This is a genomic window from Paracoccus pacificus (assembly GCF_042680785.1).
Lineage (GTDB): Bacteria > Pseudomonadota > Alphaproteobacteria > Rhodobacterales > Rhodobacteraceae > Paracoccus > Paracoccus pacificus.
On record NZ_JBHUEN010000034.1, the window covers coordinates 1 to 26,095 of the forward strand.

The window sequence follows — 26,095 nt, forward strand, 5'->3', positions numbered from 1 at the left end:
GGGCGGTCGCAGTCCCCGCTTCAAGCCGCTGATCTCGTCCGTTCAGAGGAATTCAGTGAAAAATCGAGGTGCCCTTATGGCGAACTATACCGGGACAAGCGGGAACGACACGATCTACGGCTCGGGTGGCAACGATTCAATTGCCGGGCTGGCCGGCGATGACTTTCTGGCGGGCGGTATGGCGAACGACCGGATCGACGGCGGCGCCGGCAATGACGTCATCTATGGCGATCTTCCCATGTATCGAGGTTATGGCGGATCGGATACGATTCTGGGCGGCGCCGGCAACGACAGGATCATTGACCGCATCGGGCGGAACCTGCTGAACGGCGGTGACGGCGATGACACCATCAGTTCCGATGGTGCGAATTCGACCATCAACGGAGGAGCGGGCGTAAACGATATCTACGATAATGGCGGCTACAGCCTGATTAACGGGAATGGCGGAACGGGCGAGGTCCGCACGATCGGCCGCGGTTCGACCATTGACGGCGGCGGGGCCGGCCGCGGATTGGAAGTCGACGTAGATGCGTTCGGGCCGGACATTTTAAAAATCGACATGCGTGAGGGCGGCTGGGGCACCCCTATGGGGGATGACGCCCTGGTGTTGCGCAATTTCGGCGGTTTTATCTATCTTACCGTCGATGTGGCGCGACAAACCGTCATTCTTGGCAATAACTCCAGTTACAAAATCGATCTGGTCACAAACTCGGATAACCGGATCATTCTTGGGTCGGGGGATGATAATATCACCGACCTGCGGACCTTCGACGTCGATGATCCCTGGGGCAACAACAATATCTCGATGGGGGGTGGCGAGGATTTCATTCAGACGAATTTGGGGGGCGATACGATCTCGATGGGGGCGGATGATGATTATGTCCGCGCGTTGGTCTATGCCGGTGCGGGTTCGGTCGATGGCGGCGCCGGTTTGGATCTGATCAGCCTAAGCCGTATCGGTGGCACCGGCCTGAGCATCGACCTGCGATCCACAGGCGCGCCCATCGCCGGGGCGGCGCGGATCGCCGGTTTTGAAAACCTGACGTTCAACGGAGAGGTAAATCAGACCCTGAAAATCTTTGGCGGTGACGACGCCGTGATGCTTCGGTTCGGAAGCGACGCCCCGGCCTCGGGTACGCTGCGCGGCGGTTTCGGCGGCGGCAACGACACACTTCTCGCGACTGGCGCGGTGGCCGATTTCGGCACCGGCGCCGGCAATGATCTGATTTCGATCGACCAGACGATCGGCCGGATCGACGGGCAGGGCGGCGACGATACCTTCGATATCCGCTGGACAGCGGGGTCGAATCTTCTGCCGCCGGCGACGCGGCTGGTCGGGGGGGCGGGCAACGACGTCTTCAACGCCGTCGCCACCACGCCCGAGCCGTTGAAGCAGGTGATCATGCACGGCGGTACCGGAGACGACGTGTTCGCCAGCACCAATTGGGGCGCGAGAATCGTGGGCGGGTCGGGCAACGATACCTTGGACGGCTCGAACCGGAACGACTATCTGGATGGCGGCGACGATGTCGATGCCGTGCGCTATCTCGATACGGTCAACCACACCATCGATCTGGCGATCACGACCGCGCAGAACACCGGCGAGGGCAGCGATGTGATCCTGAACATCGAGAACGTGGCGGCCGGGGCGGGGGCCGACCTGATAAGCGGGAATGCGGGGGCCAATCTGGTGTGGTCCGGTGACGGCAATGACTCAATCGGCGGGCGTGCGGGCAATGACGGGATCAACGCAGGTGCCGGCGACGACGTTCTTGACGGCAATACCGGCAATGACGTGCTGACCGGCGGCGCCGGGGCAGACCGCTTTCTTTTCCGGCCCGGGGACGGCGTCGACCAGATCCGCGATTTTCAGGATAACATCGACAAGATCCATACGTTTTATACGCAGGAACAGGTGGTTGCGGCGGTCAACAACGCGACCCGTGACAGCCTGGGCTGGCATGTGAAATTGGGGCAGGGCGACCAATGGATCATCGCCGGAGACATGGATATTCAAAACATCCTGAATGATATCGTTTATATGTGACGGCTGCCCGGACGGGTAACGCCTAAACGCGGAAGCCCGGGTTTCCTTGCGGCGCGGAATGATGCCCGCATCCGCGAGGGGCCGGGCATGGATCGGCCGGCGGCAAGCGGAGGTGGCGCGACCACCGGCAGGATTGACGTGAGCCGTCGATGACCGCTATCGGCGATCCCGGCCATCGCCTGCGAGCACTTCTTGGCGGCGATGCCGGACGTAATCACCACGGTGGATATGCGCGGCGATTACGCCCCGATCCGATCGCGTGGCAGGTTTCCAACACAAGAACGCCGCGCCCGATTTCCCGGGACGCGGCGCAATTGTCTTCGGCTGGCGGCGGGGCTGCGGATCAGCGCAAACCCAGCATGCCGAGGATAAACAGGACGACGACAACAAGACCGACAAGATAGATGATGCTGTTCATGGCACGAGTCTCCGGTGGCAATTTCCTTGCAAATCCGCCCGCTAAGGGACGATCCTGACAGGAACGCCGGCGATCGGCCTGTGGTTCCACCGCGCGTCGTCAAATGGCCCACATCCGCAACCATATTTGCGGGTATGGGCCCTGCGCCTTATTGCTTCATCATATCGGTGATCTGATGGGTCCAGGCGCCTTGCGGTTCCTTGGAAATCACCGGATCCGAGCCACCGGCCATCAGGATCTTGACGGTGCGGTTATAATCCGCCTCGTCCAGCGTCCCGTCGGATCCTGCGGTCAGCTTGGCGATTTCAGCCGCCATGGTCTTTTGATGCTCGATCGTCTGGGCGCCGGTGTCGTCGTTTTCCAGCACGATCTCGGCCGCTTCGTCGGGGTTCTGTTCGGCGTATTTCCAGCCCTTCATGCTGGCCCGCACGAATTTCGCCATATCCTCGCTGAACTTCGCGTCGGACAGCTTGTCCTCCATCACGTAAAGCCCGTCCTCCAGCGTGGCGACGCCCTGATCCTCGTATTTGAACGTCACCAGATCCTCGGGCTTCATGCCCGCCTCGATCAACTGCCAGTATTCGTTATAGGTCATGGTGCTGATGCAATCGGCCTGCTTCTGCAGCAGCGGGTCGACGTTGAAGCCCTGTTTCAGCACCTTCACGCCCTCGGGGCTGCCATCGGTTTTCAGGCCCAGCGTGCTCATCCACGACAGGAACGGATATTCGTTGCCCGAGAACCAGACCCCCAGCGTCTTGCCCTTGAAATCGGCCGGGCTGGTGATGCCGGTATCCTTGCGGCAGGTCAGCATCATCCCCGAGGCCTTGAAGGGCTGGGCGATATTGACCAGCGCAAGGCCCTTTTCGCGGGCGGCAAGGGCGGCAGGCATCCATTCCACCACCACATCGGCGCCGCCCCCGGCCAGCACCTGCGTGGGCGCGATGTCCGGCCCCCCCGGCTTGATCGTCACATCAAGCCCTTCTTCTTCGTAATAGCCTTTGTCCTTGGCCACGTAATAGCCGGCGAACTGCGCCTGCGTGACCCATTTCAGTTGCAAGGTCACAGGATCCGCCGCAGCGGCTGCCGAGGCGGTCAGGGCCATGAAGGCGGCGCCGGTAAGTAGCTTTCTCATCTTCTTGCTCTCCACTGTTGGAACGGGCTTTGCGCCCGGGCTTATTGGCGCTGAGACGGATGCCAGAAGGTCAACCGCCGTTCGATCAGCGCGACAATTCCATAGAACGCCGTCCCCGCCAGCGCGGCAACAACGATTTCGGCCCAGACCAGCGGCATGTCCAGCTGACCCACGGCGGCCGATATGCGAAAGCCCATGCCCACGGTCGGACTGCCGAAAAATTCGGCGACGATGGCGCCGATCAGGGCAAGCGTGGTGGTGATCTTCAGCCCGTTGAACAGGAACGGCAGCGCCGCCGGCAGGCGCAGCTTGAGCAGCGATTGCCAATAGCCCGCGCTCCACGTCGCCATCTGGTCGCGTTGCAGCGCATCGGTGGCGGCAAGGCCCGCGACCATGTTCACGAGGATCGGGAAGAACACCATGACCACGACGACCGCGGCCTTTGACTGCCAGTCGAAGCCGAACCACATGACAAGGATCGGCGCGATCCCGACGATCGGCAGCGCCGCGACGAAGTTCCCGATCGGCAACAGCCCGCGTTGCAGGAACGGGCTGCGGTCGATGGCGATCGCGGTGGCGACGGCGGCCAACGCGCCGATCACCCAGCCGGTCAGCGCGCCCTTCAGGATCGTCTGGACGAAATCGCGCCACAGCAGACCGGTATTGCCCGCCAGACTGGCCCATATCTGGCTGGGCGCGGGCAGGATGACCGAGGGCACGTTGTAGATGCGCACGATCATTTCCCACAGGATCAGGATCGTGGCGCCGAAGATCAGCGGCACAAGGATGCGTGTCGCCTGCGTGTCGACCCGCGACAGCCAGACGTTGAGGCCCCACGCCCCCAGCCAGATCGCAAAGATCGGTAACGCGGTCATCGCACCAACCCCATGCGGCGCAGGGTTATCCGCTCGATCACCCCGATCAGGATGACCAGCCCGGCGGCCAGCGCCGCCGCCATGAACAGCGCCGACCAGATCTGGATCGTCTGGCCGTAATAGCTGCCCGACAGAAGCCGCGCGCCAAGCCCCGCCGTCGCGCCCGCCGGCAACTCGCCCACGATCGTGCCGACCAGTGCGGCGGCGACGGCGACCTTCAGGCTCGCGAACAGATAGGGCATGGAGCTTGGCAACCGCAGACGCCAGAATGATTGCGGCCCGCTGGCGTTCCAGGACCGCATCAGGTCAAGCTGCATCGCGTCGGGTGTCCGCAGGCCCTTGACCATGCCGACCAGCACCGGGAAAAAGCTCAGCCATGCGGCGATGATGGCTTTTGGTATCAGCCCGGTGACGCCGATACTGGCAAAGACCACGATGACCATGGGCGCGATGGCCAGAATTGGTACGGTCTGGCTGGCCACGGCCCAAGGCATCACCGATTGATCCATGGTGCGGCTGTGCACGATGCCGATTGCCAGCAGGATGCCGGCCAGCGACCCCATGACGAACCCGGCAAGCGTCGCGCCCAGCGTGACGCCGGCGTGATACACAAGCGACCGTTTCGAGGTGAATTTCTGCCCGAACACTCCATCCCACAGCCCCTTGGCCACCTGATGCGGCGCGGGCAGGACCGGGCGTTCCTGCGATAGCGTGTCCGCGATCAACTGGGTGGTGGTCAGCGTGGTCCCGGCCCGGTCGGCCTGATCCCGCGCCCATTGCGCATTCATGCCGATGGCGGCCAGATACCAGACCAGAATGATTGCGACCAGCACGGTCAGAACGGGCACGGCGTTCTTCATGGCCCGCACCGCGCGGGTCCGGGGCAGGGACGTTCGGGGTAGGGACTGGGGCTAGTCATCGCCATGCCCCTCACGCAGCCCCTCGCGGACCTCATGGGCGATGCGGATGAACTCGGGCGTATCGCGGATATCAAGCGGACGCTCGCGCGGCAGCGGGCTGTCGATGATCTTGCTGATCCGGCCCGGACGCGGCGACATGACGACGATTTTCGTCGACAGATAGACCGCCTCGGGGATGGAATGGGTGACGAAACCGATGGTCTTGCCGGTCTTGCGCCACAACTCCAGCAGCGCCTCGTTCAGCCGGTCGCGGACGATTTCGTCCAGCGCGCCGAAGGGTTCGTCCATCAACAGGATGTCGGCATCAAAGGCCAATGCGCGGGCGATGCTGGCCCGTTGCTGCATGCCCCCCGACAATTGCCAGGGAAATTTGCCGCCAAAGCCGGACAGTTCGACCAGGTCCAGTACGCGCGCGATCCGCTCGGCCCGATCGGATCTGGAAAATCCCATGATCTCCAGCGGAAGCGAGATATTTCCCGCAATCGTGCGCCACGAATAAAGCCCCGGCGCCTGAAAGACATAACCGTAAGCCCGCGCCCGCCGCGCCTCGTCCGCGGTCATCCCGTTCACCGTCAGCGTTCCACCGGTCGGGGTCTCCAGCGCGGCGATGGTGCGCAGAAAGGTGGTCTTGCCGCAACCCGAGGGGCCGATGAAGCTGACGAACTCACCCTGATTGATGGCCAAATCAACGCCCTTCAGCGCGTGGACCGGGCCATCGGCGGTCTGAAAGGTCAGGTCGATGGCATTGGCGGTGATGACGCTTTTTTCGGCTGGCTTCATGCGGCAATTCTCAGGCGGTGTCGCGATAGACGCGAAGGAAATAGATCGCGCTGACCAGACAAGGCACGGCGCCCAGAAAGGCCGCAGCGCCAAGGGTCGTTCCCACCGACCCGCGCCCGATCCGCAGCGCCGCCGGAACCGTGGCCGCAAGGCTCGCCGCCACGGCCGCCATGATGGCGCGCTGGCGTGCGGAAAAGCGCGTCGGCCGCAGCGCCGCGATGACCGCGACCCAGATCACGAGAATGATCGGAAGGCCGACCGCCCCCATGTAGAGAAGCGAGAGCAGAGCCGCGACGATGAATGTCGTCAGCGCATAGCCGAAAAGCTGGCCCGAACCGTCGCTGCTCAGGTCGTTTCCCGCAAAGATCACCAGCCCCAGAAGGATGGGAAAGATCAGCAGCAGGATGACGATCCAGATGACGAACCGGCGGTCGATCTGATAGCGCCGCAGCCAATCCCTCACACCCCCGTCGCCGGAATGCCCGACCGTTCGACCGGCCGGGGCGCGGTCAGTTCCTTCCAGGCCGACAGCGCCCGGTTCACTGTGCCGCGCGGCTCGCGGGCGACGAATTCGCCATGGCCCTCGCGGCTGTCGACCTTGCCCTCGGTCACGGCGACCACGCCGCGCGTCAGGGTGAAGCGCGGCAGGCCCTTCACATGCTGTCCCTCGAACACATTGTAATCAATGGATGATTGCTGGCTGCCGGCACTGATCGTCTTTTCCGCCGCCGGATCCCAGACCACCAGATCGGCGTCGCTTCCGACCAGCACCGCGCCTTTCTTCGGATACATGTTCAGGATCTTCGCGATATTGGTCGAGGTCACGGCCACGAACTCATTCGGCGTCAGCCGACCCGTGTTGACCCCATGCGTCCACAGCATCGGAAGCCGATCCTCCAACCCCCCGGTGCCATTCGGAATCTTGGTGAAATCGCCGATTCCGGTGCGTTTCTGGTCAGTGGTAAAGGCGCAGTGATCCGTCGCCACCACCGAGAGGCTGCCCGATTGCAGCCCCGCCCACAGACTGTCCTGATGCAGCTTGTTGCGGAAGGGCGGCGACATGACGCGGCGCGCCGCATGGTCCCAGTCGGGGTTGAAATATTCGCTTTCGTCCAGCGTCAGATGCTGGATCAGCGGCTCGCCCCAGACGCGCTTCCCCTGCGCCCGCGCCCGCCGGATGGCCTCGTGGCTGTCCTCGCAAGAGGTGTGGACGACATAAAGCGGCACGCCCGCCATGTCGGCCACCATGATGGCGCGGTTCGTCGCCTCGCCCTCGACCTGCGGCGGGCGAGAATAGGCGTGCGCCTCCGGCCCGGTATTGCCCTCGGCCAAGAGGCGCGCCGAAAGCTCGGCCACGACATCGCCGTTTTCGGCATGAACCAGCGCGATCCCGCCCAGATCGCCCACCCGGCGGAAGCTGGCGAACAACTCGTCATCGTTCACCATCAAGGCGCCCTTATAGGCCATGAAATGCTTGAAGCTGGTGATGCCGCGCTTCACCACCTCCTCCATCTCATTGAAGACCTGCTCGCCCCACCAGGTGATCGCCATGTGATAGCTGAAATCGCAATGCGCGCGGCCGACCTTGTTGTCCCACATCTGCAGCGCATCCAGCAGCCCCTGCTGCGGCGAGGGCAGCGCGAAATCGACCACCATCGTGGTCCCGCCCGCCAGCGCCGCGCGGGTGCCGCTTTCGAAATCATCGGCGGAATAGGTGCCCATGAAGGGCATTTCCAGATGCGTATGCGGGTCGATCCCGCCCGGTATGACATAGCAGCCGGTCGCGTCCAGCACGGTGTCGCCCGACAGGTTCTCGCCAATGGCCGAGATCTTGCCATCCTCGATCAGCACATCCGCCTTGTAGGTCAGATCGGCGGTGACGATGGTTCCGTTCTTGATGACTGTGGTCATGTGTCCGTCCCTAGTCGTGACATGCCAGCGCGATCAGCGCGCGCTTGCCGGATTCGATGGCGCGCCAGTTGACGAAAGCCGCGCCGTCCACGAGTCCCGCCCAGATATCGGGATGCCGGTCCTGCAGGGCCTTCTGACCCGTGACCCGGATCGTCAGCACCTCGCCCGGCGCGAGATGAACCGAGGTAAGCCCCGCATCCGCATCGCCAAGCGAACTCATGCAGTCGATCCAGGCATCCATGTTTCGGCCGTAGAACGCGGGGAAGCCGAGTTTGGTGGCGAAGGCGTCGTGGAACGCCTGCCACGAGGGGATGGCGCCGCCATCGAGGATAATTTTGGGGGGCTCACTCACCGCGAAGTCTCCATCACTTTTGCCGTCGAGTGCCACAACCCGACACCGCATGCGGAAGTCCGCATCGCCCCCTGCGAACCTTTCGTCCCAACGATGGAGACTCTGCCGATCGCAACTGCTGCGGCATTGTTTCCATTTTTGCTGATCGTGGTCATGTCTTGCCCTTCTTTCTTGCCCCAAATATCCCGGGGGCTCGGGGGCAGAGCCCCCGTCGAAACCCGGCGCCTAACGCACCACCTCCGCCGCTTCCAACACCGAATGCAGCAGCACATCCGCCCCGGCACTCGCCCATTCTGGGCTGATGTCCTCGGCCTCGTTATGGCTCAGCCCGTCCACGCAGGGGCACATGATCATCACGGTCGGCGCCACGCGGTTGATCCAGCAGGCATCGTGCCCCGCGCCCGAGACGATGTTCATATGGGAATAGCCCAGATGCTCGGCGGCGTTTCGCACCACGCCGACCAGCCCCTCGTCGAAGGTGACCGGATCGAAATGGCCGACCGGCTCGATCTCGATGCCGAGGCCCAGATCGGCGGCGATCTGCGGTGCCTCTGCCTCCAAACGGGCGCGCATGGCATTCAGCTTTGCAAGATCGGGTGAGCGGAAGTCGATGGTGAAAACCGCCTTGCCGGGGATCACGTTGCGCGAGTTCGGCCAGACATTCGCCTGACCGACCGCGCCCACGGCATCGGGCTGATGATCCATGGCGATCCGGTGCACCGCCTCAATGATCCGCGCCATGCCGAGGCCCGCATTCACCCGCATGTTCATCGGCGTGCTGCCCGTATGCGCCTCTTTCCCGGTCAGGGTCACCTGCAACCACCACAGACCCTGACCATGAGTGACGACGCCGATCTGCTTGCCCTCGGCTTCCAGAATCGGACCCTGTTCGATGTGATATTCGAACATGGCGTGCATGGGACGGCTGCCGACATCCTCGGTGCCGCGCCAGCCGATGCGGTCCAGCTCATCGCCGAAACGCTTGCCCTCGGCATCCTCGCGGCTGTTGGCGAAATCCTCGTCATGAACGCCCGCATAGACGCCCGAGGCCAGCATGGCGGGGGCGAAACGGGTGCCTTCCTCATTCGTCCAGTTCACCACCACGATGGGCCGGCGGGTCTTCAGACCCATGTCGCGGATCGAGCGTATCACCTCCAGCCCCGACAGCACCCCCAGCACGCCGTCATATTTGCCGCCCGTGGGCTGGGTATCGAGATGGCTGCCGATATAGACCGGATCGGCCTCGGGATCGGTGCCCTCATGGCGCATGAACATATTGCCCATGCGGTCGACCGACATGGTCATGCCGGCCTCCTCGCACCACGACTGGAACAGGCGGCGGCCTTCGGCGTCGGCGTCGGTCAGGGTCTGGCGGTTGTTGCCGCCCGCCACGCCCGGGCCGATCTTCGCCATCTCCATCAGGCTGTCCCACAGCCGGTCCGGGTCGATCCGCATGTTCGCGGCGGGGGCGGCGTCCAATGGCTCGGTCATTCGGTTTCCTTCCTGTCTGGCCGCCCCGTCTTGGCGCGAGGTTCGGCGAATGGGTGCTATTTCAACTCGATCTCGACAAAGGCCATGTGGCGGTCGCCGCCGTTCACCACGTTATGTTCGGTGCCTTTCGGGCGGCTATAGGTGGTCCCGGCGGGAACCAGGCTGCGCCTTTGTTCGCCGCCCGGAAGCTCCAGCAGGAAATCGCAGTCGGTCAGCGTCACCACGACATATTCCATGCCGTGCACATGCCAGCCGGTTTCGGCCCCGGGGGCGAAGTCATAGCGCGTCGCGCGCAGCCTTGCGTCGTCCATCTGCACCGTGGCGGCCGCCTGAGGCCGGGCAGGGGGCGCCGCATCCGGCATCAGGCCGCGGCCTTCAGCACGTCGCCCAGCTTGCCGATCAAATCGTCGATCTGCGCCTTGCTGATGATCAGCGGCGGCGACATGGCGATGATGTCGCCGGTGGTGCGGATCATGATCCCGGCCTCGAAGGCTTTCACGAAGATGTCGAAGGCGCGCTTGGTCGGCTGGCCCTCGATCGGTTCCAGCTCGACCGCGCCGATCAGCCCCATATTGCGGATGTCGATGACATGGGGATGGTCCTTCAGGCTGTGGATCGCCTGTTCCCAATAGGGCGCGAGCTCGGCCGCGCGTTCGAACAGCCCTTCCTCGCGGTAGGTTGCAAGGGTGGCGATGCCGGCGGCGCTGGCGATCGGGTTGCCGGAATAGGTATAGCCATGGAACAGTTCGATCACGTTCGGGGGCCCGGACATGAACGCATCATGGATCTCGGCGGTGGCCAGCACCGCGCCCATCGGGATGACGCCGTTGGTCAGGCCCTTCGCCGTGGTCATCATGTCGGGGGTCACGCCGAAATGCTGGGCGGCGAAGGCGCTGCCAAGGCGGCCAAAGCCGGTGATCACCTCGTCGAAGATCAGCAGGATACCGTGTTTCTTGGTGATCGCCCGCAGCTTCTCCAGATACCCTTTCGGCGGCAGCAGCACCCCGGTCGAGCCCGCCATCGGCTCGACGATCACCGCCGCGATGGTTTCGGCCCCGTGCAGCGCCACGATCCGCTCAAGCTCATCGGCAAGGTTCGCGCCATGTTCGGGCTGGCCCTTGGTCATGGCGTTTTCGGGCAGATGGGTGTGGGGCAGGTGGTCGACGCCGTTCAGCAGGCTACCGAAGAACTTGCGGTTGTTGACGATCCCGCCGACCGAGATGCCGCCGAAGCCGACGCCGTGATAGCCGCGTTCGCGCCCGATCAGCCGGGTGCGGGTGCCTTCGCCCCGGGCACGGTGATAGGCGATGGCGATCTTCAGCGCGGTATCGACCGACTCGGAACCCGAGTTGGTGAAGAACACATGATCCATCCCGTCGGGGGCGATGTCGACCAACCGGTTCGCAAGCTCGAACGCGGCGGGGTGGCCCATCTGGAAAGCGGGCGCATAATCCATCTCGGCCGCCTGCTGCTGGATCGCCTCGGTGATCTTGGGGCGGCAATGACCGGCGTTGCAGCACCACAGCCCGGCGGTTACGTCCAGTACCTGCCGGCCGTCGGCGCTGGTGTAATACATGTCCTTGGCGGCGACGAGCATGCGGGGCGCGGACTTGAACTGGCGGTTGGCGGTGAAAGGCATCCAGAATGCCCGAAGGTCGTTGGGCGCCAGCTTGCGATCGAGTGCCATGGTTCTCTCTCCCTGCCGATCGTCTTGCCGATCGGATTCTTGACTGAATGGTCAACGGAAGGCTAGCACGGGCCAAGGGCCAGTCAAGCGCCTGTCGGAGTATCGCACTCTGGCAGCCATGGTCGGGCCACCGCCAGACGGTCGACGTCACCGGACAATCAGAGGGTGCCCAGATTTGAAACAATCCGACGCAAGCTCCGATGTGTCAGAGACCCAGGCGGGGCCCCAGGCGGGCGATCCGCCGGGCACCCGGATCCAGCGCCTGAACCGCGACCGCATACTGGATGGCGCGCTGCCGGTTTTCGCCGCACTCGGCTATGGCGGCGCGACGATCGACCGGATCGCGCAGGCGGCCGGGCTGTCGAAACCCAATGTGCTTTACTATTTCGCCGGCAAAGAGGCGATCTATGAGGCGCTGCTGCGGCGGCTTCTGGATCTGTGGCTGGAGCCGTTGCGGCAGTTGGACCATGGCGGTGATCCGGTCGAGGAAATGCTGAAATATGTCCGCATCAAGCTGAAGCTCTCGCGCGAGCATCCCGATGAAAGCCGGCTTTTCGCGGCCGAGATATTGCAGGGCGCCCCGCGTCTGAACCCGATTCTTCAGGGGCAGTTGAAGCCTCTGGTCGACGATCAGGTGCGGATCATCCGCCGCTGGATGGATCAGGGGCGGCTTGCGCAGGTCGATCCGCATCACCTGATTTTCTCGATCTGGGCGCTGACCCAGCATTATGCCGATTTCAACGCGCAGGTGACCGCCGTGCTGGGACCGGGCCACGACGACCCCTATGCCGAAGCCGGCGTTTTCCTTGAGGGCCTTTACCGTCGGCTGCTGGCACCTTAAATTGCCAGCGAGCAACAAAGGTTCAGGTCGGGTTTGACCATCCCCCCGCAGGCAAGATCGCCCCGCAAAAAGCCCCATTCCCGGAGAAATCATGTCCAGTTCTCAAGACGGTGCCGGCACCCCTGACGCCGATGCCGACGCCGTCGAATCGTCCGAGCAACAGGAACGCGGGCCCCATGGCCGGATGTCCAAACCCAGCGCCGCGCTGGTTCTGGGCTGTCTCGGCGTGGTTTACGGCGACATCGGTACCTCGCCGCTTTACGCGCTGCGGGAATCACTGGCGCATGCCCGCGAGGAGGGGCTGCCCGAGCAGGCGGTGATCGGGATCGTCTCGCTTCTGATCTGGACCGTGGTCCTGATCGTGACCATCAAATACGTCATCCTGATCCTGCGCGCCGACAACAACGGCGAGGGCGGGACCCTGTCGCTGGTCGCCAAGGCGCAAGAGGCGATCAATGGGCAGTCATGGCTGTTTCTGTTCCTTGGCATCGTCGGCGTGTCGCTGTTCTTCGGCGATTCGATGATCACGCCGGCGATCTCGGTCCTGTCGGCGGTCGAGGGGCTGACGCTGGTCATACCGGGGTTTGAAAAATGGGTGGTTCCGGTGACGCTGGTCATCGTCGTGGCGCTGTTCGCGGTCCAGCGGTCCGGCACCGGCCGCGTGTCGCGGTTCTTCGGCCCGGTGATGCTGGTCTGGTTCCTGACGATGGCGGCGATGGGGCTCCTGCATCTCTTCGACGATGCGCGGATCATTCAGGCGCTTAATCCGCTGCGTGCGGCGGATTTCCTTATTCACAACGGTTTCGGCTCGCTTCCGGTACTGGGCTCGGTATTTCTGGCCGTCACCGGCGCCGAGGCGCTTTATGCCGACATGGGCCATTTCGGGCGCGCGCCGGTGCGTATCGCGTGGAGTTCGATCGTCTGGCCGGCATTGACGCTGAGCTATCTGGGGCAGGGCGCGCTGGTTCTGGCATCGCCCGAGGCGGCGCGCGATCCGTTCTTTCTGATGGCGCCCGAATGGCTCATGCTGCCGCTGATCCTTCTGGCGACGGTGGCGACGGTCATCGCCAGCCAGGCGGTGATCTCGGGCGCATTCTCGGTCGCGCAACAGGCCGTGCAGATGGGTCTGGTGCCCCGGCTGGAGATTCTGCACACCTCGGACACCCAGCAGGGTCAGATCTATCTGCCCCGGGTCAACACGATCCTGATGATCGGGGTTTGCCTGCTGGTGCTGACCTTCGGTTCCTCGGCGCGGCTGGCCAGTGCCTATGGCATCGCGGTGACCGGCGACATGGTGATCACCTCGTGCCTTGCGATCATCGTGTTCTACAAGGCGTGGAAATGGCCGCTGCCGGTGGTTCTGGCGATCATGCTGCCGATCCTCGGCATCGAGAGCATATTCTTCTATGCGAACCTGATGAAGCTGGCCGATGGCGGCTATATCCCGGTGATGTTCGCCGCCCTCAACGTCACCATGATGGTGATCTGGGTGCTGGGCTCGGCCCGGATTCGCGAGCGTCTGGGCCAACAGGCGGTGCCGCTGAAAATGCTGGCCGAGAAACTGGCCGCGAAACCGCCGGTCATCGTGCCGGGGACGGCGGTGTTCCTGACCGCCGACACCGATACGGCGCCGCCGGCCTTCATCCATAACCTCAAGCACAATCGCGTCCTGCACGAACGCAACGTGATCGCCCGTGTCGCGGTGGCGAACACCCCCCGGGTGCCCGACGACCAGCGCCTGAAGATGGAAGAGATCGCGCCCGGTTTCTGGCGCGCTTGGTGCCGGTTCGGCTATATGGAGCAGCCAAACGTGCCCCGGGCGCTGGCCGAGGGCAAACGCTATGGCCAGAAGTTCGACATCATGAACACCAGCTATTTCCTGAACCGACGATCTTTGCGGGTCGGGCGGGGGGCGATGATGCCGGTCTGGGCGGGGCGTATCTATGCCAGCCTCTACCGATCCTCGTCCGAACCGACGAATTTTTACCGGCTGCCCACCAACCGCGTGGTTGAGCTGGGCCAGCAGATCAACATCTGACCGCGTGCCGGTGCCGACGCGCGCGGGCGGGAATAAGCGGGGTCAGGTCCTGTCGCCGATACGCGATCCGCGCAGGCGCAACCGCGGCAACGCGATGAATGCGGTCAGCCATGCCAGCACGCCGCAGGTCGCGATGGCCGTGACCATGCCCGCCGCCGATCGGTCGAACAGCAGCCCGGCGATCGTGATCATCGCACCGCCGGTCAGCATCTGAAGCGTGCCGCCAAGCGATGAGGCAAGCCCCGCGATCTGCGGATGCGGGTCAAGCGCCATGACCATGGTCGTCGGCATCACCAGCCCCAGAAAGGCGTTGCCGACCAGCAGCCCCGCCATCACCACCGGCAGGCTGTCGAAACCCATCCACGTCAGCGCCGCCAGCACCAGCGTCGCGGTGGTGAAGCCGGTGACCGCCAGCGAAATCACCCGCTCCATCCCCCAGCGCGCGGCGACCGGGCCGGCGAATTGCGAGGCGGTGAAAAACCCGATCGCATTCACCGCGAAGGCAATCGAAAACCCGGTCGGCGACAGGCCGAATTGCTGGGTGTAGACAAAGGGCGCGCCGGCGAGAAAGACGAAAAAGCTTGCCATGCCGAAACCGCCGATAAAGGTCAGCCCCATGAAATGCCGGTCCCCCAGCAGCGTGGACGCACCGCGACGCATGGCGGAAAGGTTCACCTTTTGCCGGTATTCGGGATGCAGCGTCTCGGGCAGCACGAAGATGATCAGGCTCAGGCTGATCAGCGAGGCCACCGCCAGCGCCCCGAATATCCAGCGCCATTCGGCCAGCGCCAGCACCGCCGAACCGGCCAGAGGGGCCAGCATCGGCGAGATCGAGATCACGATCATGATCGCGGCCATCATCCGCGCGCCCTCGGGCCCGGTCGCGACATCGCGGATCACGGCGCGCGGCACCACCATCAGCGTGGCGGCGCCAAAGCCCTGCATGGCGCGGGCGGCGATCAGCGTGCCCATGTCGGGCGCGAAGGTCGCCCCGACCGAGGCCAGCAGGAAGATCGACACCCCGATCATCATCGGAACCCGGCGCCCGACGGCATCGGCCATCGGGCCATAGATCAACTGCGCCAGACCGAAGGCGATGAAATAGGCGGTCAGGGTCAGTTGCGCGGTCCGCTCGGTCACGCCAAGATCCTGCGCCACCCGCGGAAGCGCGGGCAGGTACATGTCGATGGCAAACGGGCCAACGGCGGACAAAAGGCCCAGAATCAAGGCCATACGGATGATGGAGCGCGGCATGATAAACCCGTCTGGAAAATTGGAATCCCGACCGCGCAGCGTTGGCCGCGCCCGGCGGGTCTGCGGCTATATGCCACAGACCGGCAATTTCGACAAGGCGGGGAGGCCGAGATGAAAACGGGCCGGCGAATGCCAGCCCGTCATCCGATCAACTTGCGGCCGGACCTAGCTCATCCCCAGCATACGCGGCAGCCACAGCGTGATTTCGGGAATATAGGTGATCAGCATCAGGAAGATCAGCGCCGTGACCAGCCACGGCAGCGCCGCCTTGCTGACCTCGGTCAGACCCAGCCGCGAGATGGCCGAGCCGACATAAAGGTTCAGCCCGACAGGCGGGGTGCATAACCCGATCTCCATATTGACCACCATCATGATGCCGAAATGGACCGGATCGACGCCCAGCTTGACCGCGACCGGATAGAGGATCGGGGCCATGATCAGCACGATCGCCGAGGGCTCCATCACCATGCCGATCATCAGCAGCATGATGTTGACGATCAGCAGAAAGCCGATCTTGCCGAACCCCAGATCCACGATCCACGCCGACAACGCCTGCGGGATCTGCTCGCTGGTCAGGATGAACGCGAACATGACGGCATTGGTGATGATATAAAGCAGCATCGCCGACATCGCCGCCGAGGACAAAAGCACCCGCGGCACATCGCGCAGCGTGATGTCCTTGTAGACCCAGACCGCGATGACGAAGGCATAGACGGCACTGACGGCGGCGGCCTCGGTCGGGGTGAAGATGCCGCCATAGATACCGCCCATGATGATGACGATCAGCATCAGACCCCAGACGGATTGTCTGAAAGCCTCCCACCGCTCGCCCCACGAGGCGCGGTTCATGCGCGGATAGTTGTTCTTGTAGGCGCGCCACACCGTCGTGCCGCCCAGCATCGTGGCCAGCATGATCCCGGGGATGACGCCGGCCATGAACAGCGTCCCGATCGAGGCCGACAGCACATTTTCGCCGTTCGGGCCGGTCACCACCATGCCCGAGGTCGCCACCGAATACATGACCATGACGATCGAGGGCGGGATCAGGATGCCAAGGCCGCCCGCCGCGACGATCGAGCCGACGCCGAACTGCGGCGGATAGCCCTGCTTGACCATGGCCGGGATAAGGATCGAGCCGACGGCCATCACGGTCGCGGGCGACGAGCCCGAGATCGCGGCGAAGAGCGCACAGGCGAATACCGCCGCCAGACCCATACCGCCATACCAATGCCCGACCATGGCCGAGGCAAAGCGGATCATGCGCCTGGCCACGCCGCCATGGGTCAGGAAATTCCCGGCGAGGATGAAGAACGGGATCGCCATGATCTCGAATTTTTCGATGCCGGTGAACAGTTTCAGCGCGATGCTGTCCAGCGGGATATCGGTGAACCCGAACAGGAAGGCAAAGACCGTCAGACCCAGCGCAATGGACACCGGCATGCCGGTGATCAGAAGCGCGGCGAGGATCAGAAAGATGATCAGCGCGGTCATGCCTTGCCCTCCGCCGCCGTTTCGGCCTCTTCCTCGATGCCGTCGACGGCGCCCAGATCATGATGCGCGACCTCGCCGGTTCGCAGATAGATCCACAGCGCCTGAATGAAGCGGAAACACATCAGCGCCGAACCCAGCGGCACGGCGAGATAGACGATCCACATCTTGATCTCCAGATCCGGCGAGGTCTGTCCGCCCCGGTAGACATGGGCGACGAAATCGGCGCCGATCCATGCCACGATGAAGGTGAACAGGATGCCGCCGGACATGGCGATGGTGGTCACGACCTTCTGGGCGGTGCCTTGCAGCCGCTCGGCCAGAATATCCACGCCGACATGGATGCCGATGCGCACGCCGTAAGCCGCGCCGAACTTGGCCATCCAGACGAACAGGTAGATACAGGCCTCCTGCGCCCAGGTCAGCTTGATCGAGTTGATCGCCTTGAACGCGGACCGGGCGAAACTTTGCAGCCCGGGCATGTCGTTGGCGCGGGCCCAGCCGACCAGATCAGCGGCAAAGCCGATGGAAAAGCGGTGAACGACGGCGACGAAGATCAGCACGACCGCGACGGCCATCAGGACCGAGATCAGGATTTCTTCGAAGCGGTCGAGGATGCGCAGGAGCATGGCAAACCCCGGAATGTTGAGGGAGGGCGCGGCCGGACCGCGCCCCCGGATATGTCGTCAGTAGGTTTTGCCCAGCGTCTCATAGACGCGCTTGACCAGATCTTCACCGATCCGGCCGGCCATCTGCTTGTGTACCGGGTTAAGCACTTCGGCCCATTCCGCACGCTCGTCATCGGTCATTTCGTGGAACTCGGTCGTGCCCGCGTCCTTCATCGCCTGCAGCGCCTTGCTGTTTTCTTCCTCGGCGATGCCATTGGCATATTCGGTCGCCTCGGCCATGGCTTTTTCAAGCTGGCCGCGCACGTCGTCGGGCAGACCGTCCCAGAATTTCTTGTTCACGATCACCGCATAGCCCAGATAGCCGTGGTTCGAGATCGTGGCGTTCTTCTGCACCTCGTTCATCTTCTGGGTGTACATGTTCGAGGGCGGGTTTTCGGTCCCGTCGACAACGCCGGTCTGCAACCCCTGATAGACCTCCGAGAAGGCCATGACCTGCGGCACCGCGCCAAGCGCCTCCATCTGCGCCTCGAGGATTTTCGAGGACTGGATGCGCATCTTCAGACCCAGAAAATCATCGGTATTGATCAGCGGCGAGTTCGCCGACATGATCTTGAAGCCGTTGTCCCAGAAGGCGAGGCCCTTGATGCCCTTGTCCTCCAGCAGTCCCAGCATTTCCTGACCGATCGGGCCTTCGGTGATCTTGCGCAACTGCTCGCGGCCGTCGAACAGCATCGGCAGGTCGAACAGCTCGAACTGCTGCGCGCCCAGCGGGCCGAATTTGGCCAGCGACGGCGCCAGCATCTGGACCGAACCGAGTTGCAGCGCCTCAAGCTCTTCCTTGTCCTTGTAAAGCTGGCTGTTGGGATAGATTTCGACCTTCACCTTGCCTTCGGTGTATTTCTCGGCCAGTTCCTTGAATTTCTCGGCACCTTTGCCCTTGGGCGTGTCCGGCGCGACGACATGGCTGAACTTGATCGTGATGTCCTGCGCGAAGGCCGGCAGCGCCAGCCCAAGCGCGACGATGGCGGCAAAGCCGCCGCGAACCAGTTTGTTCATTATTTCCTCCCTATTCGTAACGAGAATGTTAGATGCGGTTCCGGGCGTTGAAAAGCCCTCATGCGGGGGCCGCGCGGCTGACCATAAGCTGCCGCAGAACCGTCGGCGCCACCATCGCGATACCGATCAGCGTGGCCCACAGGTTCGGCGCCACGAGAAGCGCGGCGGCGATCACCATGACCGCCCGTTCGATGCGCCAGAGCGGTGCGAAAAGATAGCCGGTGATCGCGGCGGAAAGGGTGAAGATGCCCAGCACCGCGCCGGTGAACGCAAGGATGAAATTGGGCCAGGTGAAGCCTTGCGTCACCAGAAGAAGCGAGGGCGAGAACACAAAGACGAAAGGCACCAGCGCCTTGCCCATCGACAGTCGGAAGGCGGTGTTCCCGGCGTTGAAGGCGTTAGCCCCGGCGATGCCCGCGGCCGCATAGGCCGCCATCGCCACCGGCGGCGTCACATCGGCCAGAACGCCGTAGTAAAAGACGAAGTAATGCGCCACCAACTGCTCGACCCCCAGAAGGCCAAGGATCGGGGCAGCCACCGCGACCATGATGATGTAATTCGCCGTGGTCGGGATGCCGCAGCCCATCAGGATGCAGACGATCGCGGTCAGGATCAGGGTGAACAGCAACGTCAGCCCCTGAACGGTCATGATCTCGAAGGGCAGGACCGACAGCCATTGCGACACCTCGGCCGCCCAGCCGGCGGCCACGCCGGTGACCATATAGGCGATGCGGAAACCGACGCCGGTCAGCGTCACTACGCCGATGACCACGCCGACCAACGCAGCGGCGGCGGTCACCGAAAGTGACTGTTTGGCGCCGGCGATAAAGCCCTCGATCACGCCTTCGGCGGCGCCGCGCAGCCCTGCGATCAGGCCATGGGCGCGAAGCTGTTGCAGGATCAGCACCACGATGCAGGCGGTGATCGACCAGAAGGCGGCTGCGAACGGCGTCCGACCCGAGACCAGGATCGCGACCAGAATGATCAGCGGCAGGACCGACAGCCAGCCCTCGCGCAGGACCTTCCAGACATTCGGCAATTCGTCGCGATGCAGCCCGCGCAGGCCAAGCCGACGGGCCTCCAGATGGACCTGCACCAGCACGCCGAAGAAATGCATGAAGGCCGGGACCAGCGCGGCGGTCAGGATCGTGGTCAGCGGCACGCCCAGATATTCGATCATCAGGAACGCCACGGCGCCCATGACCGGAGGCGTGATCTGGCCACCGGTCGAGGCGGCGGCCTCGACTGCTGCGGCGAAATGGCGCGGATAGCCGACGCGGATCATCGCCGGGATGGTCAAGGCGCCGGTCGTCACGGTGTTCGCGATGGACGACCCCGAGATCGAGCCCAGCAGCGCCGAGGACACGACCGACACCTTTGCCGGGCCACCCGCATAGCGTCCAGCGGCGGCGGCGGCCACGTCGATGAACAACTGGCCAAGCCCGATCCGCGTGGCCATCACCCCGAACAGCACGAAGTGAAAGACATAGGTCGCGATCACGCCAAGCGCGGTGCCGTAGATCCCCTGACTGGTCAGGTACAGATGGTTGACGATGTTCGACCAGCTTGCGCCCGGATGCACCAGAACGCCGGGCATATAGCGCCCGAAATAGGCGTAGGCGATGAAGATGATCGCGATCACCGGCAGCGGCCAGCCCATCGAGCGGCGCACGGCTTCCAGCAGAACCACGATCAGGATCGTGCCCATGGCAATGTCGATGGGCAGCGGGTTGCCGACGCGGAAGGCGAGTTCGCTATAGATCCACGGCACGTAAAGCGCCGAAATCACCCCCAGTATCGCCAGCACCCAATCGGTGATCGGAATGCCCAGAACCCCCAACGGCGGCGGGGTGGGGGTCCGGCGCGAAAACGCGGCGAACATGATGAAAACTGCGAAAAGTGTCACCGACAGATGAAATCCGCGGTGGATCGTCGCCTGCGGGATGCCGAAGCCGGCGGTGTAATAATGATAGCAGGACAGCAGGAACAGAACCGCGCCGACCAGCACGCCAACCGGCGGCAGAAGCTGCCGGAACCGCATCTCGGGGTCGAATTTCTCCTCGATCTGCTGCAGTTCGTCCGCCGACATTCTTTCGTCCGGGTCCGGATAAAGCGGATCGGGTTGCGGTGTGTTGGTCATGACAGGTCCTGCGCTAGAAGCCGTGGCGGGGCGCCGAATGCGCGGCCATAACGGCTGTTCCGAGGGGAAAAAGGGCGGGCCGGGCGCTGGCCCGTCCCGCCCGATCACAGCGGCCTTACTTCAGCAGGCCGGCTTCCTTATAGAATTTTTCGGCGCCGGGATGCAGCGGAATGCCGATCCCGTCCAGCGCCTTTTCCTTGACGATCGCCTTGCCCTTGGCGTGGCCGGCGTCAAGCTGCTTGCGGGTATTGTCGTTCCACAGCGCCTTGGTGATGCCATAGATCAGCTCTTCCGGCTGGTCGGCCGAGGTGATCCATTCCGCGCCCACGGCCAGCGTCGGCACGTCGACATCCACGCCCTCATAGGTGCCGGCGGGGACCATGTCGGTGGCGAAGAACTTGTATTCGTCGGTCACCTTCTTGGCCACGTCGCCATCCAGCGGGACCAGCGTGATGTCATGGCCGCTGGCCAGTTCGGCGATCGCACCGGCCGGGAAGCCGCCGACAAAGAAGAACGCGTCCATCGCGCCGTCGCGCATCCGGTCGGCCGCCTGATCGGGTTTCAGATATTCGGGCGAGATGTCTTTTTCGGACAGTCCTGCGGCGGCAAGGATGATCTGGGCGTCGACCAGCGTGCCCGAGCCGGGCTCATCCAGCGACACGCGCTTGCCCTTCAGATCCGCGACCGAGGTGATGCCCGAGTTCTTCGAGGCGACCAGGTGAATCGATTCGGGGTAAAGGTTGGCGATCGCGCGCAGCTTTTCCGCCGGGGGCTTGCCTTCCCAGATGCCGGTGCCGGTCTGGGCCCATGCGGCGACGTCGGCCTGTACGAAACCGGATTCCAGCGTGCCGCCCTCGATCGCGTTCACGTTGGCGACCGAGCCGTTCGAGGCAAGCGCCGAGGCCACCAGCCCCGGAACGCCGCAGGAACCGCCATCCTCGCAGGGGCGCGAGCCGGGTGGGGACGAGATCGCGTTCGCCAGAAGGCCGCCGATCGGGTAATAGGTCCCGGCGGTGCCCCCGGTCCCGATGCGGAAAAAGCTCATGTCTTGCGCGCCGGCGGCTCCGGCTGTGATGCCGAGCACGGCGGCCAGCGCAAGAATGGGGCGGAACGAAAAGGTCATCAGAAACTCCTTTGCGAATGACATTCACACTGGCGTGAGCCTAGGACGATTTCCCATGTGATGACAAGCGATGCCGTTCAGACCAGTGCATGCACGGTTTTCTTGCGCCAGACCGCAAAGTAGAACAGACCCTGAAGGCACATCATCGCCCCGAAACTGGCGACATAGCCCCACCAGATCCCTTCAAGCCCCAGCACCCGCGACAGGATCGTCGCCGTCGGCAGCTCGATTCCCATGACGCAGAAGATCCCGATGCACATCGGTATCCAGACCGTCCCCGAGGCGCGCATGATCCCCGAAAAGATCGTGCCGGCCCCGAACATCAGCGAGGCCCAGGTGATGATATGCAAAAGATGCTGCGCGGTGTCGACGACCTGCTGATCGGTGATGAAAAGCCCGACCACGAAGCCCGAGAACAGATAGACCAGCCCGACCAGCGTGCCGGTCAGCACGAGGTTCATCATCATTGCGGTGCGCAGCACCTCGTCCAGCCGGTCGGCGCGTCCGGATCCTATCATCTGGGCGCCGAAGATGCTGGCGGCGATGGCGATCGACAGAGCGGGAAACTGGACATAGCTTTGCACCTGACTGACCGCGCCATATGCGGCGGCGGCCTGATAGCCGAAACCGTTGATCAGCCCGACGATCACCAGCGCCGAAAGCGAGCCGACGACAACCTGCACCCCGGTCGGCAGACCGACCCGCAAGACGGTTTTCAAAAGATGCCAGTCGGGCTTCAGATGCTCGAACAGGGCCTGATCCGGCGCCATCTGATGGCCGATCCGCCGCAGCCAGAACCCAAGGCCGACCGTAGACACCGCATAGGCGATGCCTTGCGCCAGCGTGGCGCTTTTGACGCCCAGACCCAGCCACAGGATCATCACCGGGGTCAGCGCGGCCGATATGCAGGTGGCGACCGCCTGTGTCATCAGCGGCCTGACCGTATCGCCGACCCCGCGGAGCAGCGACGAGCCGACAAGGAACAGGAAGATGAACGGCATCATCGCAAAGTTGGCGCGCGCGAATTCCGAGGCTTGCGGCAGAATTTCGGCCGGCGTGCCCAGCAGCGCCATGATGCGCGGCGCGAGGATCGCGCCGATGCCGCCGATGATGATGCCGCCGATCAGCGCCACGGTCAGCGTGGTGCCGGTGATCCGCTTGACCAGATCCGGCTTTTTCGCGCCATATGCCTGTCCGATCAGGACGCTGGCGCCGGCGGACAGCCCGATCAGGAAGGCGATGAAGAAGAACGCGACCGGAAAAAAGACCGAGGCCGCAGCCAGCGCCTCGACCCCCAATATCCGGCCCACGAAGATGTTGTTGATGGTGATCGACAGCGACTGAAGGATGTTCTGCGCCATCAAGGGCAGCAGGAACACCAGAAATCTCCGCCAGAGCGGTACGTCAAACGGCGGGGCCATGGGCAGTTCCTTGAATACGGCGGGGCGTTCAGGCGGAAAGCGACCGGGCGGCAGGTTGCTGACTATCCGGCCATGCGGGTCCGGGCAAGCCACGATCCCGTTCCGCCTGCGCCAGACGCGCCTCTTCGGGGACGATATAGTCGCGGGTCAGCGGCACGGCGTTCTGGCGATGGGAAAGCTGGACCTGATAGACGACGATGTTCTGCCAGCGGAAACCGGCCTCGGAGGCGGCCAGATAGAACTCCCACATGCGGCAGAAGGATTCGTCGTAAAGCGCCTTGGCCTCGGCGCGTCGCGCCATGAAACGCGCCCGCCAGGCGGCCAACGTGTCGGCATAATGCAGGCGCAGAACCTCGACATCGGTGACGCCAAGGCCCGAAGGCTCGATCGCCGCCATGATCTCGGACAGCGAGGGCAGATAGCCACCGGGGAAAATATACTTGCGGATAAAGGGGTTAGTCGCGGCGGGACTGTCGCTGCGGCCGATGGTGTGCATCAGCATGACGCCGTCGCGATCCAGAAGTTTCGCCGCCTTGTTGAAATAGGTCCGGTAATGGCTGACCCCGACATGCTCGAACATGCCGACCGAAACGATGCGGTCGAACGTGCCGGTGATGTCGCGGTAATCCTGAAAGCGGAAATCGGGCGGGTTCCGTTCATCCCCGGCCCGTCTTTGGGCGACGGCAAGCTGTTCTTCGGACAGGGTGACCCCGGTCACGCGCGCCCCGGCGATGCGGGCAAGATAGACCCCGAGCCCGCCCCAGCCGCATCCTATATCCAGAACCGAGGCGCCCTCGGGGATCAGCAGCTTGGCGGCGATATGGCGCTTTTTCAGAAGCTGCGCCTGATCGAGCGTGATCCCGGGCGACGGAAAGTAGGCGCAGGAATATTGCATGTCTGGGTCAAGGAAGATGCGATAAAAATCCGCCGACAGGTCGTAATGGCGGCGCACGTTCTGTCGCGACCGGGCCAAGGTGTTCAACTGATGCAGCCGGCGCGCGCCCTTGCGCGCCACGGCAAGCGCCTTCATCCACGGTTTGGTGCCGACGGTCGGGCCGGAATTCTCGAACACCAGCTTCAGCAGGCCGTACATGTCGCCGGAAAGAATATCGGCGCGCCCGTCCATATAGGCCTCGCCCAGGTGCAGTTCGGGGTCGATCGCCAGCGCAAGCTCGGTCGCGGCGGTGTTCAGGCGCACGACGACGGGGGCGCCGGTGCCGTCGCCGAAACGATCCTGATGCCCGTTATGGTCGATGACCGTCAGATCACCCGTGTAGATGAAGCCTTCCAGAAATTTTTTCAGCAGCAAGTTCACGGCAGATGCTCAATCATCGTGAATGAATTTGGCTGACAGGCGGCGACTCGGCCGGGTGTCACCGGAAATTAATCACCATTTGTATCAAATGTTCCAGTATGCCCGTGCTTTGTAAGAAGATAATCGCCCGGAAATGCGTTTGAGCAACACGGGAAAGCCCGGCGGATGCCGGCCGGAGGCGGCGTCGCCGGTGCAAAATCGGGGCGGATCAGGGGGTGCTGCCGCAGCGAATGAAGAAATCCCCCGCCGGACAGCAACGGGGGATCATCAGGTCGACCGGCGGCATCGGGACCGTCGCGGGTCGCGAAAAGCGGGTGGGGGGCTTATGCGCCCCAGCGGCGCACCGGACCGCAATCCATGTGCACAAAGTTCGAACGCGAGTATTTGCCGACACCGCCGGCGTTGCACGACGAAGCCGCCTTGTAGATCTGTGCGACCGAGCGCGATTTCAGCCGCAGATCGGCGGCCTGTCCGCGCATGTGCAGCGAGTTCCGCGCCACGCCCGAGGAATGCGCGCGCAGCATCGCATTGGTCTTGGGCGAGCGATAGCCCGACAGCATCATGTAAGGTTCGTTGGTCTGCATCAGCCGGTGGCTGGCGGCCGCGATGTCGATGGTCCGCGGGTCGATGCCGACGGCCTGGTTCGTGCGCCAGTCGCGCATGAACACGTTGATCTCGTTCAGGGCGTCGCGGATGTACTTGCCCTCAACCCAATAGACCGTGTCCAGCGTTTCGCCGGTGCGGCCCGAATACATGCGGATACGGCGGATATCGCCGGCGCCGCGCAGAATGCCGAATGCGTTAGAGGCCACGGGTGCGGCCACCACGGCGGTCGCCGCAAAAATGCCCAATAGCCCGCGACGAGAGATGATGCTGTTTGTCATTTTCAGATCGCCTGTCCTGCTTTTGTTTGTCGCCACCCGATGCGGCGTGTTCGGTGTTTATCCCGAACTGGTTAACAATATGTCACCACAGGTTGAGCTGCGGAATGGATTAGTTTCATGCTGCGCAGAAAATCGCCCGCATCGGCGAAAACCCGCCTATACTGTGGCTTTGACGCAAGGGTCTTTGCGGAAAATGCAGGTGTTTTCCCGGGATTCCGGCCAATGGGATTGTGCTTGCGCGCCGCCCAAAGGCTACTGGAACCAACCGCGAATCGGCGACAGACCGGGGCGGG

General features: G+C 63.5%; 23 protein-coding genes. 3 read left to right on the forward strand and 20 right to left on the reverse strand.

What is annotated here, in order from left to right; all coding sequences use genetic code 11:
• The first annotated feature begins 76 nt into the window (after positions 1-76).
• A complete protein-coding gene (locus ACFSCT_RS11865; RefSeq protein WP_379143015.1) occupies positions 77-2,047 on the forward strand; it encodes a calcium-binding protein in 1,971 nt (656 codons plus the stop codon).
• A gap of 566 nt (positions 2,048-2,613) precedes the next feature.
• On the opposite strand, the gene ACFSCT_RS11870 is transcribed toward ACFSCT_RS11865, so the two are convergent.
• The 11 genes from ACFSCT_RS11870 to aptA form a co-directional block, all read right to left on the reverse strand.
• Positions 2,614-3,597 (reverse strand): ABC transporter substrate-binding protein, encoded by a 984-nt coding sequence (locus ACFSCT_RS11870; RefSeq protein ID WP_379143017.1) that lies wholly within the window; start codon positions 3,595-3,597, stop codon positions 2,614-2,616.
• Between the two features lie 41 nt (positions 3,598-3,638).
• On the reverse strand, positions 3,639-4,472 hold the full coding sequence (locus ACFSCT_RS11875; protein ID WP_379143018.1) for an ABC transporter permease: 834 nt from the start codon (positions 4,470-4,472) through the stop codon (positions 3,639-3,641).
• Positions 4,469-5,332, reverse strand: coding sequence for an ABC transporter permease (locus ACFSCT_RS11880; RefSeq protein WP_379143020.1), 864 nt, complete (start codon positions 5,330-5,332; stop codon positions 4,469-4,471). The genes ACFSCT_RS11875 and ACFSCT_RS11880 overlap by 4 nt, the downstream gene beginning before the upstream one ends.
• Before the next feature lie 51 nt (positions 5,333-5,383).
• Entirely contained in the window at positions 5,384-6,172 is a 789-nt protein-coding gene (locus tag ACFSCT_RS11885) for an ABC transporter ATP-binding protein (RefSeq protein WP_379143022.1), read from the reverse strand.
• 10 nt (positions 6,173-6,182) lie between these two features.
• Entirely contained in the window at positions 6,183-6,635 is a 453-nt protein-coding gene (locus tag ACFSCT_RS11890; protein ID WP_379143024.1) for a hypothetical protein, read from the reverse strand.
• Positions 6,632-8,083, reverse strand: a complete 1,452-nt coding sequence (hydA, locus tag ACFSCT_RS11895) for a dihydropyrimidinase (protein ID WP_379143025.1) — start codon at positions 8,081-8,083, stop codon at positions 6,632-6,634. Before hydA ends, ACFSCT_RS11890 begins: the two co-directional genes overlap by 4 nt.
• A gap of 10 nt (positions 8,084-8,093) precedes the next feature.
• Positions 8,094-8,435 (reverse strand): barstar family protein, encoded by a 342-nt coding sequence (locus ACFSCT_RS11900; RefSeq protein WP_379143027.1) that lies wholly within the window; start codon positions 8,433-8,435, stop codon positions 8,094-8,096.
• The gene (locus tag ACFSCT_RS11905) at positions 8,432-8,590 is read right to left on the reverse strand and encodes a hypothetical protein (protein WP_379143029.1); all 159 of its coding nucleotides are present in this window, start codon (positions 8,588-8,590) and stop codon (positions 8,432-8,434) included. The genes ACFSCT_RS11900 and ACFSCT_RS11905 overlap by 4 nt, the downstream gene beginning before the upstream one ends.
• Before the next feature lie 70 nt (positions 8,591-8,660).
• Positions 8,661-9,926 (reverse strand): Zn-dependent hydrolase, encoded by a 1,266-nt coding sequence (locus tag ACFSCT_RS11910; protein ID WP_379143031.1) that lies wholly within the window; start codon positions 9,924-9,926, stop codon positions 8,661-8,663.
• Positions 9,927-9,982: 56 nt separating this feature from the next.
• Positions 9,983-10,288, reverse strand: coding sequence for a cupin domain-containing protein (locus tag ACFSCT_RS11915; protein ID WP_379143032.1), 306 nt, complete (start codon positions 10,286-10,288; stop codon positions 9,983-9,985).
• Entirely contained in the window at positions 10,288-11,613 is a 1,326-nt protein-coding gene (gene aptA / locus ACFSCT_RS11920) for an omega-aminotransferase AptA (RefSeq protein WP_379143034.1), read from the reverse strand. The genes ACFSCT_RS11915 and aptA overlap by 1 nt, the downstream gene beginning before the upstream one ends.
• A gap of 202 nt (positions 11,614-11,815) precedes the next feature.
• On the opposite strand from aptA, the gene ACFSCT_RS11925 reads away from it, so the two are divergent.
• Both ACFSCT_RS11925 and ACFSCT_RS11930 read left to right on the forward strand, forming a co-directional pair.
• Positions 11,816-12,454, forward strand: coding sequence for a TetR family transcriptional regulator C-terminal domain-containing protein (locus ACFSCT_RS11925; RefSeq protein WP_379143149.1), 639 nt, complete (start codon positions 11,816-11,818; stop codon positions 12,452-12,454).
• Between the two features lie 91 nt (positions 12,455-12,545).
• A complete protein-coding gene (locus tag ACFSCT_RS11930; protein ID WP_379143036.1) occupies positions 12,546-14,492 on the forward strand; it encodes a potassium transporter Kup in 1,947 nt (648 codons plus the stop codon).
• 42 nt (positions 14,493-14,534) lie between these two features.
• Here the strand turns inward: ACFSCT_RS11930 and ACFSCT_RS11935 are convergent, their stop codons facing one another.
• The 9 genes from ACFSCT_RS11935 to mepK form a co-directional block, all read right to left on the reverse strand.
• On the reverse strand, positions 14,535-15,746 hold the full coding sequence (locus ACFSCT_RS11935) for a multidrug effflux MFS transporter (RefSeq protein WP_379143038.1): 1,212 nt from the start codon (positions 15,744-15,746) through the stop codon (positions 14,535-14,537).
• A gap of 165 nt (positions 15,747-15,911) precedes the next feature.
• Positions 15,912-17,237 (reverse strand): TRAP transporter large permease, encoded by a 1,326-nt coding sequence (locus ACFSCT_RS11940; RefSeq protein WP_379143040.1) that lies wholly within the window; start codon positions 17,235-17,237, stop codon positions 15,912-15,914.
• Positions 17,234-17,863, reverse strand: a complete 630-nt coding sequence (locus ACFSCT_RS11945) for a TRAP transporter small permease (RefSeq protein WP_379143042.1) — start codon at positions 17,861-17,863, stop codon at positions 17,234-17,236. Before ACFSCT_RS11945 ends, ACFSCT_RS11940 begins: the two co-directional genes overlap by 4 nt.
• A gap of 57 nt (positions 17,864-17,920) precedes the next feature.
• Positions 17,921-18,919, reverse strand: a complete 999-nt coding sequence (locus ACFSCT_RS11950; RefSeq protein WP_379143043.1) for a TRAP transporter substrate-binding protein — start codon at positions 18,917-18,919, stop codon at positions 17,921-17,923.
• Between the two features lie 58 nt (positions 18,920-18,977).
• Positions 18,978-21,059, reverse strand: a complete 2,082-nt coding sequence (locus ACFSCT_RS11955) for a TRAP transporter permease (RefSeq protein WP_379143045.1) — start codon at positions 21,057-21,059, stop codon at positions 18,978-18,980.
• 115 nt (positions 21,060-21,174) lie between these two features.
• Complete coding sequence (locus ACFSCT_RS11960; protein ID WP_379143047.1) at positions 21,175-22,182, reverse strand: TAXI family TRAP transporter solute-binding subunit; 1,008 nt, start codon at positions 22,180-22,182, stop codon at positions 21,175-21,177.
• 77 nt (positions 22,183-22,259) lie between these two features.
• A complete protein-coding gene (locus tag ACFSCT_RS11965; RefSeq protein WP_379143048.1) occupies positions 22,260-23,603 on the reverse strand; it encodes an MATE family efflux transporter in 1,344 nt (447 codons plus the stop codon).
• A 28-nt stretch (positions 23,604-23,631) separates the two neighbouring features.
• Complete coding sequence (locus ACFSCT_RS11970; protein WP_379143049.1) at positions 23,632-24,918, reverse strand: class I SAM-dependent methyltransferase; 1,287 nt, start codon at positions 24,916-24,918, stop codon at positions 23,632-23,634.
• A 323-nt stretch (positions 24,919-25,241) separates the two neighbouring features.
• Positions 25,242-25,802, reverse strand: coding sequence for a peptidoglycan L,D-endopeptidase MepK (gene mepK / locus ACFSCT_RS11975; protein ID WP_379143051.1), 561 nt, complete (start codon positions 25,800-25,802; stop codon positions 25,242-25,244).
• Positions 25,803-26,095: the final 293 nt, after the last annotated feature.

What these genes read in the sequence shown, in the direction of transcription:
- ACFSCT_RS11865 (WP_379143015.1), top strand. Translation starts at nt 77, where the DNA reads ATGGCGAACTATACCGGGACAAGCGGGAACGACACGATCTACGGCTCG.
- ACFSCT_RS11870 (WP_379143017.1), bottom strand. Translation starts at nt 3,597, where the DNA reads ATGAGAAAGCTACTTACCGGCGCCGCCTTCATGGCCCTGACCGCCTCG.
- ACFSCT_RS11875 (WP_379143018.1), bottom strand. Translation starts at nt 4,472, where the DNA reads ATGACCGCGTTACCGATCTTTGCGATCTGGCTGGGGGCGTGGGGCCTC.
- ACFSCT_RS11880 (WP_379143020.1), bottom strand. Translation starts at nt 5,332, where the DNA reads ATGAAGAACGCCGTGCCCGTTCTGACCGTGCTGGTCGCAATCATTCTG.
- ACFSCT_RS11885 (WP_379143022.1), bottom strand. Translation starts at nt 6,172, where the DNA reads ATGAAGCCAGCCGAAAAAAGCGTCATCACCGCCAATGCCATCGACCTG.
- hydA (WP_379143025.1), bottom strand. Translation starts at nt 8,083, where the DNA reads ATGACCACAGTCATCAAGAACGGAACCATCGTCACCGCCGATCTGACC.
- ACFSCT_RS11905 (WP_379143029.1), bottom strand. Translation starts at nt 8,590, where the DNA reads ATGACCACGATCAGCAAAAATGGAAACAATGCCGCAGCAGTTGCGATC.
- ACFSCT_RS11910 (WP_379143031.1), bottom strand. Translation starts at nt 9,926, where the DNA reads ATGACCGAGCCATTGGACGCCGCCCCCGCCGCGAACATGCGGATCGAC.
- ACFSCT_RS11915 (WP_379143032.1), bottom strand. Translation starts at nt 10,288, where the DNA reads ATGCCGGATGCGGCGCCCCCTGCCCGGCCTCAGGCGGCCGCCACGGTG.
- aptA (WP_379143034.1), bottom strand. Translation starts at nt 11,613, where the DNA reads ATGGCACTCGATCGCAAGCTGGCGCCCAACGACCTTCGGGCATTCTGG.
- ACFSCT_RS11930 (WP_379143036.1), top strand. Translation starts at nt 12,546, where the DNA reads ATGTCCAGTTCTCAAGACGGTGCCGGCACCCCTGACGCCGATGCCGAC.
- ACFSCT_RS11935 (WP_379143038.1), bottom strand. Translation starts at nt 15,746, where the DNA reads ATGCCGCGCTCCATCATCCGTATGGCCTTGATTCTGGGCCTTTTGTCC.
- ACFSCT_RS11940 (WP_379143040.1), bottom strand. Translation starts at nt 17,237, where the DNA reads ATGACCGCGCTGATCATCTTTCTGATCCTCGCCGCGCTTCTGATCACC.
- ACFSCT_RS11945 (WP_379143042.1), bottom strand. Translation starts at nt 17,863, where the DNA reads ATGCTCCTGCGCATCCTCGACCGCTTCGAAGAAATCCTGATCTCGGTC.
- ACFSCT_RS11950 (WP_379143043.1), bottom strand. Translation starts at nt 18,919, where the DNA reads ATGAACAAACTGGTTCGCGGCGGCTTTGCCGCCATCGTCGCGCTTGGG.
- ACFSCT_RS11955 (WP_379143045.1), bottom strand. Translation starts at nt 21,059, where the DNA reads ATGACCAACACACCGCAACCCGATCCGCTTTATCCGGACCCGGACGAA.
- ACFSCT_RS11960 (WP_379143047.1), bottom strand. Translation starts at nt 22,182, where the DNA reads ATGACCTTTTCGTTCCGCCCCATTCTTGCGCTGGCCGCCGTGCTCGGC.
- ACFSCT_RS11965 (WP_379143048.1), bottom strand. Translation starts at nt 23,603, where the DNA reads ATGGCCCCGCCGTTTGACGTACCGCTCTGGCGGAGATTTCTGGTGTTC.
- mepK (WP_379143051.1), bottom strand. Translation starts at nt 25,802, where the DNA reads ATGACAAACAGCATCATCTCTCGTCGCGGGCTATTGGGCATTTTTGCG.